The organism is Streptomyces sp. NPDC101227, from assembly GCF_044767545.1.
In the GTDB taxonomy this organism is placed as follows: Bacteria; Actinomycetota; Actinomycetes; order Streptomycetales; family Streptomycetaceae; genus Streptomyces.
The window spans coordinates 97,008-113,009 of the sequence record NZ_JBIWOD010000022.1; the positions used below are offsets into that span (position 1 = coordinate 97,008).

The 16,002-nt window shown below is 70.2% G+C and carries 14 protein-coding genes and 1 pseudogene; 7 read left to right on the top strand and 8 right to left on the bottom strand.

Annotation, left to right across the window (positions count from 1 at the left end; genetic code table 11):
* Nucleotides 1-52 precede the first annotated feature (52 nt).
* The 4 genes and pseudogenes from ACIRPT_RS35440 to ACIRPT_RS35455 form a co-directional block, all read right to left on the bottom strand.
* Nucleotides 53-1,852, bottom strand: coding sequence for a thiamine pyrophosphate-requiring protein (locus ACIRPT_RS35440; RefSeq protein WP_403834939.1), 1,800 nt, complete (start codon nt 1,850-1,852; stop codon nt 53-55).
* Nucleotides 1,853-1,973: 121 nt separating this feature from the next.
* Nucleotides 1,974-2,105 (bottom strand): hypothetical protein, encoded by a 132-nt coding sequence (locus ACIRPT_RS35445; protein WP_403835045.1) that lies wholly within the window; start codon nt 2,103-2,105, stop codon nt 1,974-1,976.
* Nucleotides 2,079-2,529, bottom strand: a pseudogene (locus tag ACIRPT_RS35450) (FAD-binding oxidoreductase); the annotation flags it as partial. The pseudogene ACIRPT_RS35450 and the gene ACIRPT_RS35445, both read right to left, overlap by 27 nt.
* Before the next feature lie 1,197 nt (nt 2,530-3,726).
* Nucleotides 3,727-4,512 carry a uracil-DNA glycosylase gene (locus ACIRPT_RS35455; protein WP_403834941.1) on the bottom strand — a complete coding sequence of 262 codons (786 nt, stop codon included), beginning with the start codon at nt 4,510-4,512 and terminating at the stop codon, nt 3,727-3,729.
* A 184-nt stretch (nt 4,513-4,696) separates the two neighbouring features.
* Between ACIRPT_RS35455 and ACIRPT_RS35460 the strand changes: the two genes are divergently transcribed.
* Together ACIRPT_RS35460 and ACIRPT_RS35465 are read left to right on the top strand one after the other, a co-directional pair.
* Nucleotides 4,697-5,233, top strand: a complete 537-nt coding sequence (locus tag ACIRPT_RS35460; protein WP_403834944.1) for an isochorismatase family cysteine hydrolase — start codon at nt 4,697-4,699, stop codon at nt 5,231-5,233.
* A 282-nt stretch (nt 5,234-5,515) separates the two neighbouring features.
* Entirely contained in the window at nt 5,516-6,850 is a 1,335-nt protein-coding gene (locus ACIRPT_RS35465; protein WP_403835034.1) for a PP2C family protein-serine/threonine phosphatase, read from the top strand.
* Between the two features lie 109 nt (nt 6,851-6,959).
* Here the strand turns inward: ACIRPT_RS35465 and ACIRPT_RS35470 are convergent, their stop codons facing one another.
* Nucleotides 6,960-7,589 carry a DNA polymerase ligase N-terminal domain-containing protein gene (locus ACIRPT_RS35470; protein WP_403834946.1) on the bottom strand — a complete coding sequence of 210 codons (630 nt, stop codon included), beginning with the start codon at nt 7,587-7,589 and terminating at the stop codon, nt 6,960-6,962.
* Between the two features lie 186 nt (nt 7,590-7,775).
* Between ACIRPT_RS35470 and ACIRPT_RS35475 the strand changes: the two genes are divergently transcribed.
* Together ACIRPT_RS35475 and ACIRPT_RS35480 are read left to right on the top strand one after the other, a co-directional pair.
* Entirely contained in the window at nt 7,776-8,921 is a 1,146-nt protein-coding gene (locus tag ACIRPT_RS35475; RefSeq protein WP_403834948.1) for a serine hydrolase domain-containing protein, read from the top strand.
* A 125-nt stretch (nt 8,922-9,046) separates the two neighbouring features.
* Nucleotides 9,047-9,823 (top strand): MerR family transcriptional regulator, encoded by a 777-nt coding sequence (locus ACIRPT_RS35480; protein ID WP_403834950.1) that lies wholly within the window; start codon nt 9,047-9,049, stop codon nt 9,821-9,823.
* A 47-nt stretch (nt 9,824-9,870) separates the two neighbouring features.
* On the opposite strand, the gene ACIRPT_RS35485 is transcribed toward ACIRPT_RS35480, so the two are convergent.
* Nucleotides 9,871-10,986, bottom strand: coding sequence for an ABC transporter substrate-binding protein (locus tag ACIRPT_RS35485; protein WP_403835037.1), 1,116 nt, complete (start codon nt 10,984-10,986; stop codon nt 9,871-9,873).
* Nucleotides 10,987-11,348: 362 nt separating this feature from the next.
* Here ACIRPT_RS35485 and ACIRPT_RS35490 point away from each other — a divergent pair, with 362 nt between their 5' ends.
* Nucleotides 11,349-11,834 (top strand): SRPBCC family protein, encoded by a 486-nt coding sequence (locus ACIRPT_RS35490; RefSeq protein ID WP_403834952.1) that lies wholly within the window; start codon nt 11,349-11,351, stop codon nt 11,832-11,834.
* 60 nt (nt 11,835-11,894) lie between these two features.
* On the opposite strand, the gene ACIRPT_RS35495 is transcribed toward ACIRPT_RS35490, so the two are convergent.
* Nucleotides 11,895-12,548 (bottom strand): hypothetical protein, encoded by a 654-nt coding sequence (locus ACIRPT_RS35495; RefSeq protein WP_403834954.1) that lies wholly within the window; start codon nt 12,546-12,548, stop codon nt 11,895-11,897.
* Nucleotides 12,549-12,833: 285 nt separating this feature from the next.
* On the opposite strand from ACIRPT_RS35495, the gene ACIRPT_RS35500 reads away from it, so the two are divergent.
* Complete coding sequence (locus ACIRPT_RS35500; protein WP_403834957.1) at nt 12,834-13,970, top strand: FAD-dependent oxidoreductase; 1,137 nt, start codon at nt 12,834-12,836, stop codon at nt 13,968-13,970.
* A 151-nt stretch (nt 13,971-14,121) separates the two neighbouring features.
* On the opposite strand, the gene ACIRPT_RS35505 is transcribed toward ACIRPT_RS35500, so the two are convergent.
* Nucleotides 14,122-14,856, bottom strand: a complete 735-nt coding sequence (locus ACIRPT_RS35505; RefSeq protein ID WP_403834960.1) for an SDR family oxidoreductase — start codon at nt 14,854-14,856, stop codon at nt 14,122-14,124.
* A gap of 144 nt (nt 14,857-15,000) precedes the next feature.
* On the opposite strand from ACIRPT_RS35505, the gene ACIRPT_RS35510 reads away from it, so the two are divergent.
* Nucleotides 15,001-15,852, top strand: coding sequence for a helix-turn-helix transcriptional regulator (locus tag ACIRPT_RS35510; RefSeq protein ID WP_403834963.1), 852 nt, complete (start codon nt 15,001-15,003; stop codon nt 15,850-15,852).
* Nucleotides 15,853-16,002 lie beyond the last annotated feature (150 nt).

A 16,002-nucleotide genomic window follows, 5' to 3' on the forward strand; every position in this document is an offset into this window, starting at 1 on the left:
GTACCGACCGAGTCGACGACGGGGATCCGCGTCCCGGACGCGGTGGGACACGTCAGTCCTGCTGGTGCTTCCGGCCCGGGAGAAACTCCTGGACCTTGGACTTCAAGCCCTGCTTGACCACCGCCGCACGGTCGCTGTCGCCCTTGAGGACGGCGGTGGCCGCGGCCTCGATCTGGTCGAGACTGGCATGCGGCGGGATCGGCGGCACGGCGGGGTCGGTACGGAAATCGATGACGAACGGCCGGTCGGCGGCGAGTGCCCGGCGCCAGGCGTCCTCGACCTCGCCGGGCTTCTCCACCCGGACGCCGTCGAGCCCGATGGACCGCGCGAAGTCGGCGTAGGGCACGTCCGGGAGCGCCTGCGAGGCGAGGAACTGGGGGGCGCCGGACATCGCGCGCATCTCCCAGGTCACCTGGTTGAGGTCCTGGTTGTTCAGGACGGCGACGATCAGCCGCGGGTCGCGCCACTCCTGCCAGTACTTGGCCGCGGTGATGAGCTCCGCCATGCCGTTCATCTGCATCGCGCCGTCCCCGACGATGGCCAGCGCCGGGCGCCCCGGATGGGCGAACTTCGCACCGATGACATACGGCACGCCCGGGCCCATGGTGGCGAGCGTCCCGGACAGCGAACCGCGCATCGTGCCGCGCATCCGCAGATGCCGCGCGTACCAGTTGGCGGCCGAGCCGGAGTCCGCGGCCAGGATGACATCGTCCGGCAGCAGCGGATCCAGCGCGTGCACGACATACTCCGGGTTGATCGGATCGGCCTCCACGGCGGCCCGCCGCTCCATCACCTCCCACCAGCGCGCGGTGTCCTTCTCGATCTTCTTGCGCCAGTGGCCGTGCTTCTTGCGCTTGAGCCGGGGGATCAGCCGGTGCAGCGTCGCCTGCGCGTCACCGACGAGATTGACCTCGAAGGGGTAGCGCATCCCGACCATGTGCGGGTCGATCTCGATCTGCACCGCCCGCGCCTGGTCGAGCTCCGGCATGAACTGCGTGTACGGGAAGCTGGATCCGATGACGAGCAGCGTGTCGCAGCCCTGCATCAGCTCGTACGACGGACGGGTGCCCAGCAGGCCGATCGAGCCCGTGACGTACGGCAGGTCGTCGGGGAGCGCGTCCTTGCCGAGCAGCGCCTTGGCCACCCCCGCGCCGAGCGCATCGGCGACCTGCTCCACCTCCGCGCGCGCACCCCGGGCGCCCTGCCCGATCAGTATGGCCACCTTCTCCCCGGAGTTGAGCACCTCGGCCGCGCGGGTCAGCTCGTCGTCGCTCGGGACCGGCGCGTACGAGGCGATGCCGAGGCTGGAGGGGACCATCTTGAAGGCGTGGGTGGGCGGCGAGTAGTCCAGCTCCTGGACGTCCGCCGGGATGATCACCGCGGTCACCGTCCGCCGGCCGTAGGCGGTGCGCATCGCCCGGTCGAGGGCGTTCGGCAGCTGCTCGGGGACGGTCACCATCTCGCAGAAGTCGGAGGCGACGTCCTTGTACAGGCTCTGCAGATCGACTTCCTGCTGATAGGAGCCGCCCATCGCGCTGCGGTTGGTCTGCCCGACGATCGCCACGACCGGTACGTGGTCGAGTTTGGCGTCGTAGAGGCCGTTGAGCAGATGGATCGCGCCGGGCCCGGACGTGGCCGCGCAGACGCCGACCTTGCCGGAGAACTTGGCGTATCCGACGGCCTGGAAGGCGGCCATCTCCTCGTGCCGCGCCTGGACGAACTTCGGCTTGTTGTCCGCGCGTTCCCAGGCGGCGAGCAGCCCGTTGATGCCGTCACCGGCGTAGGCGAAGACATGCTCGACGTCCCATTCGCGCAGACGCTGGAGGATGTGGTCGGAGACCTTGGTCGACACTGAAGCTCCCTTTCTGGGTCAGGTACGTCGTCGCCGGAGCGCCGCGCCTATCGCGGCGATCGCCGCCGCGGTGACGAGACGGACTTCGCGGGCATCGGGCCGCGGGCGGTCGGCGAGCCGTTCAGGGTGGTTGGGCGGGGGCGGGGCCGTCGAGACGGAAGACCGGGGCGCACGTCGGCGCCGGCTCGATGACCGGCGCGCCTGCGTCCAGCCAGGGGGTCAGCGCATACGTGACGATCTCCAGTCGCCGCACACTGTCGACGGTCTTCCCGTACGCCGGCGTACGCGTACGCCGAGGCGCCGGGCGAGCTGTTGCCGATCGTCCCGCCCGGCGAACAACGGGTGTGCGTCGTCGGCTTCGGCCCTAACTCCAGCCGATCGGCGGCAAGTTGGCGATTCGGCTCGCCCAGTACGATGCCCGGCTCAACCATGCAGGTGCGCCGCTCCGCGTCCACCGCCACCAGGTGGTTGCAGTACTCGGTCCAGTCGATGACGACGGCGGCGTTGGTGCACTGACCAACCAGGTGGTTACCGCCGCCGCGGGAGAGCACCGGGGCCCCGAACTCCGCGCACACCGCGACCGCTTCCGCCCCGGCCTCGACGCTCGGAGGGGTCGGCACCCCGATCGGCACCTGCCGGGACCTGCCGTCCCCCGCGGGCTTCGCGCCGCGCCGCATGTGCCACCTCCCGCCGGTCTGCCGATGGCCACCCACGGCCACGGGACACGGGTTCCCCGCGGTCGTAGGGAGAAACGCCCGCTGTAGCGCTGGTTGGGCCATCTGCGCCACCGCGAAGCGTCCGCTCCCGGCCCCCGAGCGGCATGAAGCGCCGGCTCAGCGAGGGCGCGGACAGGTCCGCACGGCGGCCAGGAGGGCAGCGCGGCCAGGGGCGCGGGGGAGGAGGCCGGGGAGCCGCAGAACCTGCCGCTCGGCCACACGTCGTCAGCTCTGGTCGGGGCTCGCCCCGTCGCGGCGCGACGGAGCCCAGGCCGGACTCGTCCCCGGCCGGGGACGCGACGCCGCCTGCCCGCGGCAGCTCCCCGGTGGCCTCGCCGAACGCAGCCATCGAGACGGCGCCCCGAGGGGCCGTCGCGGTGAGCGTGAGCGTCCCGCGCACGGCGGTCGGAAACGGCCTGCGGAACCAGGTGAACACAGCGTGTTACCGATGCCGTGGCGGCGGCGGAGCGTGGCGGCGCGATTGCGGCCCACCAGCCGGGACGGGGAGGGGGTACCGGCACCGTCGTGGCGGTGCCGTCTGCGGCCCGTCTCCGTTAGCCGCTCGCTCGGGGAGGGACCGAGTTAAGCGAGGTGGTGCGGTTTACGCCCTACCGGGAGCGCGGTCGAGGTGCGGATGAACCAGGTGTGCAGCCGACGGCCGAGGGCGCGAATGATCATGCCGCGGTCACCTCCTTTGTGGTGTCACCCGGAGTCTGCACCACGAGGGTGCGTATCGGGAAGGGCTCTCGGCTTTCGGCTGTCCAAGGCGTGGTCCCCGGAGCCGCCCGAGAGCCGTGTCTTCGCAGGCCACTGCGTCGAACGGAGTGCTCGGCGCCACCGCGGGTACCGGGGCCCCGCGGGCCCGCTGCCCGCCCGATCGGTGCCGTCAGGGGGCAGGGCGGGTTCGCCGGAGTGGTCGTGGTCACCGCGGGTGTTCACCGCCGGGCCATAGCGTTACGGGGACGTGGTACGGGACGTCGTGCGGGGACGTGGTACGGGACGTCGTACGGGGACGTCGACCGTCCTCAGGGAGTCCCCGCGAGGAGGTCCGCCCGTACGGCCAGGGCTGGGCCGGGCGTAGACGTGGGGGGCGCCCCGCGCCATGCCACGCCGCGGACCAGGCCAGTGGCTACCGGGGCTACCGGAGGAGGGGCCGCCTCATGGGCCCGGCGTCCGGCCTGCCAGATCGGCGGCGCGGGTGAGCAGCTCGACGAGCATGGGGTAGGTGAGCCGCCGGGTGAAGGTGTTGCGCTGGCTGGGGTGGTAGCTCCCCAGGACCCGCAGCTCGCGCCCGTCGGCGGCGGGCAGTACCAGCTCCGCACCATGGCCGAACGCGGGACGGGGCCGGGGTATCGGCCAGCCCGCCTCGGCGAGGACCGGCAGCAATGCCTGCCAGCCGAAGGCGCCGAGGGCGACGATCACCCGCAGATGCGGGCGCAGCAGCGCGAATTCCGCGGCCAGCCAAGGGCGGCAGGTGTTCCGCTCGGAGGGGGTCGGTTTGTTCGCCGGCGGCGCGCAGTGCACCGGGGCGGTGATCCGCACGCCGTACAGCTCCAGGCCGTCGCTCCGGTGCGTGGCGGTGGGCTGGGAGGCGAGCCCGATCTCGTGCAGCGCCGCGAACAGAAAGTCACCGGAGGCGTCCCCGGTGAACATGCGGCCGGTGCGGTTGGCGCCGTGCGCGGCGGGCGCGAGGCCGACGATGGCCAACGCTGCGTCCGGCGGCCCGAAGCCGGGCACCGGCTTCGCCCAGTAGTCCCAGTCGCGGAAGGCCGCGCGCCGGGTCGCGGCGACCTCCTCCCGCCAGTCCACCAGCCGCGGGCAGGCCCGGCACCGGGTCACCTGCGCGTCGAGCTCGGCCAGTCCACCGCAGCGCACCGAGTGATAGGCCGGGAATCCGGCATCGCTACTGCGCGGCGGTGGGCCTGGCGCTGCGGTCTCGTCCATCCCTCCACGCTAGAGGCTGTCCGATGGGTCACCACCCGTTCGTCCCGGTCAGGACCGGCGTGTGGTGGTGCGGCGGTGGCCACGCCGGCAAGAGTTGTCCGTCCCGGTCGGGTCGTCCGTCCCGGTCGGGCCGGGGCCTTCGTACGCTCGTGCCGCCGGGCGCCGCGTGTGGTGGACTCATCACATGTCCGCAAAGGCTCTCATTGTGATTGACATGCTCAATTCGTATGAGCATCAGGACGCCGCAATGCTGCTGCCCTCGGTGCGGAATGCGCTGCCGAACATCACCCGGATGATCGAGCAGGCACGGGAAAACGATGCCGAGGTCATTTACGTCAATGACAATTTCGGCCTGTGGCGCTCGCACCACGACGAACTCCTGGACGTCGTCCTGCGCGGTCCCCACGCGGATCTGGTCGAGCCGATCCGCCCGGACGACAAGTCACTGTTCGTCGTGAAAGCCCGGCACTCGATCTTTTTCGAGACGCCTCTGGAATACCTGCTGCGCCAGCACGGCATCGACACGATCGTCCTGTGCGGCCAGGTCACCGAACAATGCGTTCTCTATTCGGCGCTCGATGCCCACATCAGACATCTGCAGGTCGTTGTCGTCGAGGACGCCTGCGCGCATATCCACAGTGATCTCGCCACGGCGGCGCTGCAGATGATGGAACGTAATATGCGGGCGCGCATCGCGGACAGCACGGAGAAGATCTTCTGAGCGCGCCAGGGGCGCCAGGCGCCAGAGTTCGGGCGACAGCGCAGGTGGAAGCCGCCCCAACATGCCGCATTCGGCGCAAATGTCAGTGCCGGTCCCTACGGAGGGTCACGCTGGGGGCTGGTGACGACGGTCGTGTGAGGGGCGGTCGGTGGACACAGCACACAGGCGGGCCGGTGGGGAAAGCCGCCGGAGGCATCGGCAGGCCTCTGGGATTCCACGGCCGTCGGCGGTCCGGCGCGCATGGGTGGGCCGCCGCACCGCGGTAGGAACCGAGGGCGCGTGATGGTTTCCGAGGACGATCCCTTGAAGCCGCACCGGCACCTGCACCGGCGCCTCGACGCCCAGCTGGACGGAATCGCGGAGCAGTTCCGGGAACTGACACGCGCCCAGGAGCGGTTGCAGGGGCTGCTGGACGCCGTACTGTCGATCAGCCGAGAGTTGGAGCTGCCGGAGGTTCTGCACCGTATCGTCACCACCGCCATGAACTTGGCCGACGCCCGGTACGGCGCGCTCGGGGTGCTGCACACGTCCGGGAACTATCTGGAGCAGTTCATCACCGCGGGCCTCTCCGAGCGGGAGCGCGCCGCCCTGGCCGGAATTGAATTTCCCCATGGCCGGGGCGTGCTGGGGCATCTGATCCATCATCCGGAACCGCTGCGGGTGACCGACATCGCTTCCCATCCGTCCTCGGTCGGCTTTCCGCCCGGTCACCCCAACATGAGAACGCTGCTGGGGGTGGCCATCAGTGTCCGCGGCAGGATCTACGGCGACCTGTATCTGTCCGAGCGCCGTGATGGCCGGCCGTTCGACCGTGACGACGAGGACATCGTCCTCGCCCTCGCCGGCGCCGCGGGAATCGCGATCGAGAATGCGCGACTGTTCGGGAACGTCCGCGACACCGCCGAGCACTTCCAGCGCCTGCTGCTGCCCACCCTGCCGGATTTGCGGCCCTTCACCGGCGCGGCCGTCTACCGGCCCGCAGCCGATCCGGGCCGCTTGGGCGGGGACTGGTACGACGCCATCCTGCTGCCCGACAACACCTGCGCCGCGGTCATCGGTGACGTTCTGGGCCACGACATGGACGCCGCCGCGGCCATGGCCCAGACACGCAATATGCTCCGGGCGCTGCTCTACGACCGTCGCACCCCGCCCAGTGACGTCCTCAGCCAGCTGGACCGCACCCTGCATGACATCACCGACCTCCCGGTCACCACCGCCTGCCTGGCACGCATCGAACCGTACGAAGACCGATGGAGACTGCACTGGAGTTCCGCGGGCCACATCCCTCCGCTGCTGATCACCCCTGACGGGCGTACGGAGTACCTCTCTGCCGAACCCGGTCTGCCGCTGGGGGTCGATGCCGGGCATCCCCGGCCCGACCACACCCGTCCGCTGCCCGCGGACACCACCGTGGTCTTCTTCACCGACGGCCTCGTCGAACACCCCGACCGCTCCATCGAGGCCGGGCTGACCGCGCTCGCCGAGATCGCCACCGCCCACGCCGACATGGACCTGGAGCCATTCGTTCAGACCCTGGCGGACCGGCACCCCAGCGACGGCCACGACGACATGGCCGTCCTCGCCCTGCGTACCCCGCACAGCACGGCTGGGCGCTGATCCTCGGCTCGGCATGCATGCCCCCCCGGTATGCCCCCGAGGGGCGCTCCTGCCGCGTCGCCTACGTGTCAGCCGGACGCCGGGCGCTCCGGAGCACCCTCCTCGGTGTTCATCTGCGGTCCTCCCGCCCGGTGGCCGCTTCGGCAGCCACCTTCTTCAGGGTCCGCCCGCTGCGTACGGAACGGGCCCGCCGGGGGTCGGGTGTCCCTCCCTGACCGGCCCGGTCATCGTTCTCCTTCACCAGCAGCCAGGACTCCCGTTCGCCGGATTCCTCGCCGGTACGGAACCGGGTGAGCGCATAGCCGCCGTGCAGCTTGCTGCCGTCGAGCCAGAAGGAGGCATGGCCGTCCTCCAGGGACTCGCCGAAGGATCGGGTGCGGCCCTTCTTCTTGTGGGTCAGCGGGCGGTAACTGCCCTCATCCCAGACGATCACGGTGCCGGCGCCGTACTCGCCCTCCGGGATGATGCCTTCGAACTCCCGGTACTCCAGCGGGTGATCCTCGGTGGGCATCGCCAGCCGCTTGTCGTGCGGATCGGTGGACGGCCCCTTGGGCACGGACCAGGATTTCAGCACGCCGTCGACCTCCAGCCGGAAGTCGAAGTGCAAGGTGCCGGCGTCATGGATCTGCACGACGAAGCACGGCGCGGCATCGGAGGAGGACTGCGCGCCCTCCGGCTCACCGGTCCGGTCGAAGTGCCGTTCGCCGCGGTAGGCCGCCAGCCCGCGCTCGCCACTCACGTCACCCGCCCGCCTTCCTGACGATGGCCGCATCTCTCACTGTGGCGCGCTGAGGCCGGCCGCGCATGTGCAGGCGCGCGGCGCGTCGAAGCGGCGCGGGTTGACCTTGACCTTGGGGCAGGGCGGAAGCTCGTCGCAGCGGCACGACGCCGACCAGGGCATAACAGCTTCGAAGGAGCAACCACCATGTCCACCGCCACGTCCACCACCATGTCCATCACCCCTTCCGAGCAGGACCGCCGGGAGTTGCAGAAGGCGATCGAGGAGATCGTCGAGTCCGGTTTCGTCGGGGTGCAGCTGAGGGTGAACGATGAGCAGGGCGAGTGGGCCGGCAGTGCCGGGGTGGCCGAGCTGGGCGGGGCCGCGAAGGCGCCGGCGAACGGGCACTTCCGGATCGGCAGCTCCACCAAGACCTTCGTCGCGACCCTGGTGTTGCAGCTGGTGGCCGAGGGCGCGATCGGGCTGGATGCCCCGGCGGACGACTACCTGCCCGAGTTCGGCCTGGACCGGCGGATCACGGTGCGGATGCTGCTGCAGCACACCAGCGGACTGTTCAACCACACCGGTGAGCTCTTCGAGGACGGGACGGTGGTGACGGGGATCCCGTCCACCATCGCGGGCAAGGAGTGGGTGGACAACCGGTTCCGCACCTACCGGCCCGAAGAACTGGTGCGGTTCTCGTTGTCCAAGCCGGCGCGGTTCGAGCCGGGGACGGACTGGAGCTATTCCAACACCAACTACCTGCTGGCCAGGCTGCTGACAGAGAAGGTCACCGGCCGCTCGTTCGCCGAGGAGATACAGGATCGGACCCTGGGGCCACTGGGGATGTCGGGCACCGTGGCGCCGGGCACCTCGACGGAGATCCCCGAGCCGTGCACCCACGCCTACTACCGTTACGAGGACGCCGGCCAGGAGGAGACGATCGATGTCACCCGGCATAACCCGTCCTGGGTCGGCGCGGGCGGTGACATGATCTCGACCACCCAGGATCTGGCCACGTTCTTCTCCGCGCTGATGGGCGGAAAGCTCCTGCCTGCCGAGCTGCTGGCCGAGATGCGTACGCCGGAGTCGAAGGTCGGCTACGGCCTGGGGCTGTTCGTACAGGACGCGGGCCCGAATGGCGGCACCATCTTCCACCACAACGGCGGCATGGCGGGCTACGGGGCGCTGATGTACAGCACGCCCGACGGCAAGAAGACCCTGACCGCCGGGCTGACCTGTGTGGACGACGCCGACCTGTCCATAGCAGCAGCTTTTCAGAACGCCCAACAAAGGCTCGTCAGCGAGGTGTTCCTCGGCGGGCAGGCCGATCCGGCTCAGCCGACGGGCTGAACGCCTGCGACGGTAGAACGCGAACCGGGGTCGCGCCGAGCTCGACGAGCTCGGCGTTGGCCCGTCCACATGCTCGGCCGCGGTGCGCGTGCTCGCCGAGCTCGAACACAAGGCAGGCTGTGCGCATGATGAACGGAGTCACGATCGGGCAGGCGGCGGCATTCGTCGGCGTCACGGTGAAGACGGTGCGGCACTACCACCGGCACGGACTGGTCGACGAACCACGACGCGACAGCTCCGGCTACCGACGGTACGGATCGGCCGAGCTGCTGCGGCTGGTCCAGGTCCGGACACTGGCCACCGCCGGCGTCCCGCTGGCCGAGATCGGGCCCCTGCTCGACGCCGACACCGAGCAGTTCGGCGTCGCCCTTGCCGACGTTGAGCGGCGGCTGACCGAGCGGATCGCGGAGTTGACCGCGCGGCGTGACACGCTGCACCGGCTCGCCGACGGCGACCGGGCCCTGCTGCCCGACCGCGCCTGCGCGATCCTGGACCGGATGTCCGGCCTCGGCTTCAGCCCCGACTACGTGGCCGGGCAACGCGAGGCCCTGGTGCTGACCCGGGCGCTGGTGCCGGAGGGCTTCGACGGCTTCCAGACCCAGCTCGAACGCTGGCTCGACGACCCCGGGTACATCGACCTGATCAAGCGCGGCTGGGAGGCCGAGACCTGGGAACCGGACGACCCGAGGATCGAAGAACTCGCGACCGCCATGGCCGACCACTACCTCGCCAACCCCGCACTGCTGGCCAATCCCACCAGCCTGCAAGCCTGGACCAACGCTTCGTCCCAATACAGGCTGATCAACAACCACCGCAAGGACCAGGCGCCGGTCTCGGCCCGGCTGACCGCGCTCACCGAGACCAAACTCCGCTCCGCAGGCGTTCCCCTCCCACACCAATGACGGGCGCCGCGCCGCACATTGGCCCCGCGTACGACCTCCGGGCCCGCTCAGCCGGCGTGAAGGATCCGAAAGCGATCAGGCCCCGCCGGATCTCGATCAACGACGTGGATCGGCGTCCGAGCCCATTGCCAAACGCTGATGCCCGGCGTGCGGGAGAACCGGATCTGCCCGCGGGTGCCTTCGACTGCCACGCGCGGCCAGGATTCGGCAGTGCGCGCCCGGTCCACACCGTGCGAACGCAGCACATCGGCGAGGACGGCAACCGTGTCGTAGCCCTCGAAGGCGACAAAGGAGGGCGCCTCGGCCAGCCGCTCGCGGAGGGCCGTCTCGACTCGTGCACCGAGGGGGCCGAGGCGCTCGGGCAGGTAACGCAAGAACGGGATCGCGGCGCCGTCGTCGCCCAGCAATGTCGCCCACTCGGCGAACTCCGGTTGCCCGGCCGGAGCACCGATCAGGATCTCGGCGAGGCGCTGGTCGCCGCGGACGGACTGGACGATCGACACCGCCGGCTCCGGGTGGCCGACCAGGAGAAGCACGGCTGTCGCGCGACGGTCGACGAGTTCGTCGCACAGGGCCGCGGGGGTGAGCGCGCTCGTGTCGAGTTCGATGACGGTGCCGCCGCGTGGAGCGAGGTAATCCCGGAGAATGCGGGTCCCAGCAGCCCAGTAGACACTCGACTGGGCCGCGACGGCGATTCGACGGTGGCCCGCGTTGAGGAGGAAGTCCGCGTAGACCTGCCAGCCGCGGGACTGCGGCGGGGCGAGGCGCGCGACCCATTCCGTTGGCTGCTCCGTGAGCGCGTCGAGAACCGCGGACGAGCAGAGGAACGGCAGGCCGAGGGCGTCGGCCCTGGCGGCAGCGGCGCGAGCGACGACGCTGTGATATTCGCCCGCCAAGGCAGCCACGCCGAGGTGAGCCAATTCATCCACGGCCGCCGCGGCTCTCTGCGGATCAGCCGCGGTGTCTCGGACCACCAGCTCGAGTGGTCTACCGACGATCCCGCCGGCGTCATTGACTTCGCGAACGCCCAGCTCGAGTCCCGCGAGCAAGTGTTGGCCTGCCTCAATCCAGCCAGGCCGGGTGAGCGGAACGAGCGCGCCGATCCGGACGGACGATGATCCGTCAGCCCGTTCCGCTGCAGGTGGCGATGGTGGCGTAATCATGACCATGCCGTCATTGCATCCACCACCATCGCCAACAGGCAACCGATTATCCGTGCGCTGAGCTGCCAGGCTTCAAGAAACCGCGAGCGCGGCATCGGCTTCATCTCGCTCCACGAGACCCTGGGCACCATCACCGCTGCTGACCGCACTCCATGACCTGCGGTGAGTGGGTAAGCGCGCCTCGTAACCAGGGGGTCCCGACCTCGAAACCTGGCCCTTGCAAGCCCACCATGGGTGGCACGGTGCGGGGCCCGCCCACACACGACCGATGAGTTCCGCCTCACTGCATCGTCTACATGTGGAACGTCCCCCTTCCGCGCCTGCGGGAGGCCCGACATGAGATGACAAGGAGCGTGCACACCGTGGACCAGGAGAACGTGAGCGCCACCCTGACTTTCGCCGCGCCCGCCGCGAGGGTGTTCGCGGTGCTGGCGGATCCGACGACCCACTCTGCGATCGATGGCACCGGATGGGTTCAGGAAGCTGTCGACCGGGCGCCGCTGAACGAGGTGGGGCAGGTATTCCGGATGGACATGTATCACGCCAACCATCCCAACGGCGACTACCAGGTGGCCAACCAGGTCGCGGTGCTCGACCCGCCACGCGCCATCGGCTGGCGAACGGGAACGGAGAAGGACGACGGTCACCTGGAGCTCGGCGGCTGGATCTGGCGCTACGACCTTGCGCCGCTCGGTGCGTCCGAGACCGAGGTCACGCTCACCTACGACTGGTCGGCGGTGCCGCAGTCCATCCGGGAGTACATCCAGTTCCCGCCGTTCGCGCCTGAGCATCTCACCAATTCGCTGCGCCACCTGGCCGGGCTTGTCGCACCGACGACCGGGGCCTAGAGGAATACGGGAGCGACCCGACGTTCAAGGAGGTGTGCGGCCGGTTGCCGCTCCTGTGCGTCAGACCATGGGAATCAGGAGTGAGGGAAGGTCGCCGGCCTGCACGGCTTCCCGGTCGATGGACAGGCCGCAGTAGTTGCCGACGGCGGTGAACACCGCTGCGGGCAGCCTGGGCCCGTGCTCCTCGCGGTAGGCGGTCACTTCGGATGCGGGGTAGTCGGGTATGGACGGGAATACCGCGCCCGCTGCGTGGAGTGCCGAGTCCAGGGCGGAACCCTCGCCGGTGTCCTCCCCGAACTCGGCCCGCCGGGCGCGCTCGTCACCGGGGACATGAATGACCTGCGACGGCGGGCTCCACCAGTTCAGCGTCACGCAGACGATCTCTTCGCCGGGGTAGGGCCACATCGACTCCACCTCGAGGTAGCCGGTGGACCACGTCGCCATGCCCCAGTTCTCCAGTACGTACAGCCAGTCCCCGCACGTCCCGTACATGACGGGGTTGACGCCGGCCGGTGTCCCGCCCACCGGCGCGGTGCGGTCCCGGTACGGGGTGCGGGCGGCGAGCTCGTCGAGATCGGCGCCCAGGTTGATGAGGAACTCGTCCGCGTCGACGCCGCGGGCGCAGGTCAGCGATATCCCGCCGAGCATTCCGTGCAGGGCCGCGGATCTTTCCGTGGTGCTGTGTGTGCCTATCCAGTCGATCCCGTGAGACATGCTCAGCACACTAGCGGGGTGTACTGACAGGGGACCGTCGCCTACGGCCGGGGCCGGGGCCGGGGCAGGTGTCGGCTGGTTGTCGCGGTGGACGGTGACCTGTCGGTGACCCGTCGGTGCGCTGTCGGTGAGTTGTCGATGGCTGCCGGGACATTGGAGCAGGTTGGCGCCGGCCCTCAACGGCACCGGCCACCAGCACCGCATCGTCCCGACCTACTGGAGCGGTGCTCCAGGCGTGACCTGTCGGGTGTCCGCCCAGCGGTCCACGATCAGTAAGGAAGCCCCATGACCACTCACGTCACGATCATCGGCGCCGGGCTCGGCGGCCTCACGCTCGCCCGCGTCCTGCACGTCCACGGAATACCGGCCACGGTCTACGAGGCGGAGCCCTCCATGGCTGCGCGTTCGCAGGGCGGGATGCTCGACATCCACGACTACAACGGTCAACTCGCCCTTGAGGAGGCCGACTTGATGGACGAGTTCCGTGGCCTCATTCTGGAGGGCCGGCAGGCGATGCGGGTCCTCGAACCGGACGGGACCGTGCTGTTCGACCAAGCCGATGACGGCACGGGTGGACGTCCCGAGGTGCAGCGCGGCGAGCTGCGACAGGTCCTGCTCGACTCGCTGCCGGCCGACACCGTCCGGTGGGGCCACAAGGTCAGCGGCGTCCGCGCCCTCGGCGAGGGCCGCCACGAGGTGACGTTCGCGGGCGGCGGCACCGTCGTCACGGGCCTCCTGGTCGGCGCGGACGGCGCCTGGTCACGGGTCCGGCCCCTGCTCTCCACCGACACACCCGAGTACATCGGCCACTCGGTCGTCGAGACCTACCTGTTCGACGCCGACACCCGGCACCCCGCCGCCGCGAAAGCGGTCGGCGGCGGGTCGATGATCGCGCCCACGCCGGGCAGGGAGATCTTCGCTCACCGGGAAAGGGGCGACACCCTGCACGCCTACGTGGGGCTGTCGGAGCAGCAGGACTGGTTCGCCGCCATCGATTTCACCGATGCCGCCGTGGCCACCGCGCGGATCGCCCAGGAATTCGATGGCTGGGCGCCGGAGCTCACCGCGCTGATCACAGAAGCCGACATCCCGCCGGTCCTGCGCTCCCTCTACGCTCTGCCGACCGGGCATCGGTGGGACCGGGTCCCGGGGGTGACTCTGGTCGGTGACGCCGCCCACCTCGCGGCCCCGAACGGCGAAGGCGCCAACCTGGCCATGCTCGACGGCGCCGAACTCGGCAAGGCCCTCTCCGCGCACCCCGACGACATCGAGGCCGCGCTCACCGAGTACGAGCAGGCCATGTTCCCCCGAAGCGCCGAGGCCGCCATCTTTGAAGGTGCCGAGGCCCACAGGATCGACTCCGACAACAACACAGCCCAGGGCCTGATCGCCGCGTTCACCCGACACGAGCAGGCCCGGTAAGGCATACGGCTCCTTGCGCCGGATCGCGCTCCACGGCCGAGGCCTCCTTGTCCGGCAACTCGCCCGCCCCCTGCGCCAAGTCGTCGTGATGACGGATCGCTGAAGGCGGGACGGCTCCCCCTGGGTAGGCGAAGAATGACGGTCGCTCCGCTCACTGAGCGCCGGCAGTCGGGCGGACGACGATTTCGTTCACGTCGACCTCCGGAGGCTGGGCGATGGCGTACGCGATGGCGTCCGCGATCGCGGAGGCGGGCATGGCGACGGAGCGGTAGGTCTTCATGATCTGGCGGGCTTCGGCGTCGGCGAGGTGGTCGACGAGTTCGGACTCGGTCACCCCCGGGGAGATGACGCTGACCCGGATGCTCCCGTCCGACTCCTGCCGCAGCCCCTCGGAGACCGCGCGCACCGCGAACTTGGTGGCGCAGTAGACCACGGCCGTGGGCGAGACCTCGTACGCACCGACCGAGGCGATGTTCACGAACTGCCCGCTTCCCTGCTCCCGCATCACGGGCAAGGCGGCCGCGATGCCGTGCAGCACGCCCCGCAGATTCACGTCGATCATGCGGTCCCACTCCTCGGTCCGCGCCGCCGCCAATCGCGACAGCGGCATCACCCCGGCGTTGTTGACCAGGACGTCGACCCGGCCGAACTCGGCCCGCGCCGCCTCGGCAAAGGCCCGCATGTCCGCCGCGTCCGTCACGTCCAGGCGCCGGAACCCGGCACTGCCACCCTCCTCGGCGATCTCTTGGACGAGCTGTTCCAGGCGCTCGGTGCGGCGGGCGCCGAGGAAGACCCGGTGCCCGTCCGCCGCCAGCCGGCGCGCCGTTGCCGCTCCGAGGCCACTGCTCGCACCGGTGATCAGCACGGCCTTCGCGGTCTGCGTCATGATTGTTCCGTCTCCTGCACATCCGTTGTGGGGAATGGGCTTCGACGCGAACTCTCGGCTGCCGCGGGCGGCGCTGCCAGGACGGCTTCAGCCTGGGTACGCCGCACCCAGGCAGCGCACCGGCCCCATCCGTAGCCTGGAGGCATGACGAGCAGTGACCTGGGAAGCCTCGGCGACTTCCTGCGGGCCCAGCGCGGGCGCCTGCGCCCCGACGACGTAGGCCTCGCCTCCTACGGCCGCCGCCGGGTGCCCGGCCTGCGCCGCGAGGAGGTCGCCGTCCTGGCCGGTATGAACAGCGACTACTACGCCCGCCTGGAGCAAGGCCGCGAACGCCGTCCCTCCCCGCACATCCTCGAAGCGGTCAGCCGGGCCCTCCAACTCGACGACGCGGCGCGCGATCACCTGTACCGGCTCGCGGGTACCGCGCCCGACGGCGACTGCCCACACCCCCGGGAAACCGTCAGCCCGGCCCTACGACACCTGCTGAACGGCTACACCAACACCCCCGCGTTCGTACTCAACCCGGCACTGGACCTGCTGACCGCCAACCCCCTCGCCCTCGCCCTGTTCTCGCCGTTCCGGCAGCCCGACAACCTCGCCCGCATGACCTTCCTCGACCCGGCCGCACGCACCTTCTTCCCCCGGTGGGGCCGCGCCGCCGAAGCGACCGTCGCCTGCCTCCGCCAAGCCGCCGGCCTCGCCCCCGACTACCCGCGGCTGCGCCTGCTGGTTCGGGAACTGCTCGCGACGAGTGAGGAGTTCCACGTGCTCTGGCGCTCGCACACCGTGTATGCAAAGACCCACAGCGACAAGGAACTCGTCCACCCTGAGGTGGGGCCCCTGTCACTGACGTTCCACACCTTCGACGTACGCGGCGCCGGCGGCCAGCAACTGGTGATCTACCACGCAGAACCCGGGAGCCCCAGCGCCCAGGCCCTCACCCTGCTCGGCACCCTCGCCGCCACCCGGCAGCGGGCCGATTCCGCGATCGAGTAGCGGCCCGAACGCCAGCGCCACGCCACCAGGCCCCTGCCGGGACGAATGCCTCGACAGGGGCCGGGCCCGCGGCCCGAGCCGGCACCGGATGCGACCGCGGGTCCAAGACCGACCGCCGAAGTGTCGTGGCGAGTGCGGTTGATCCTGTGG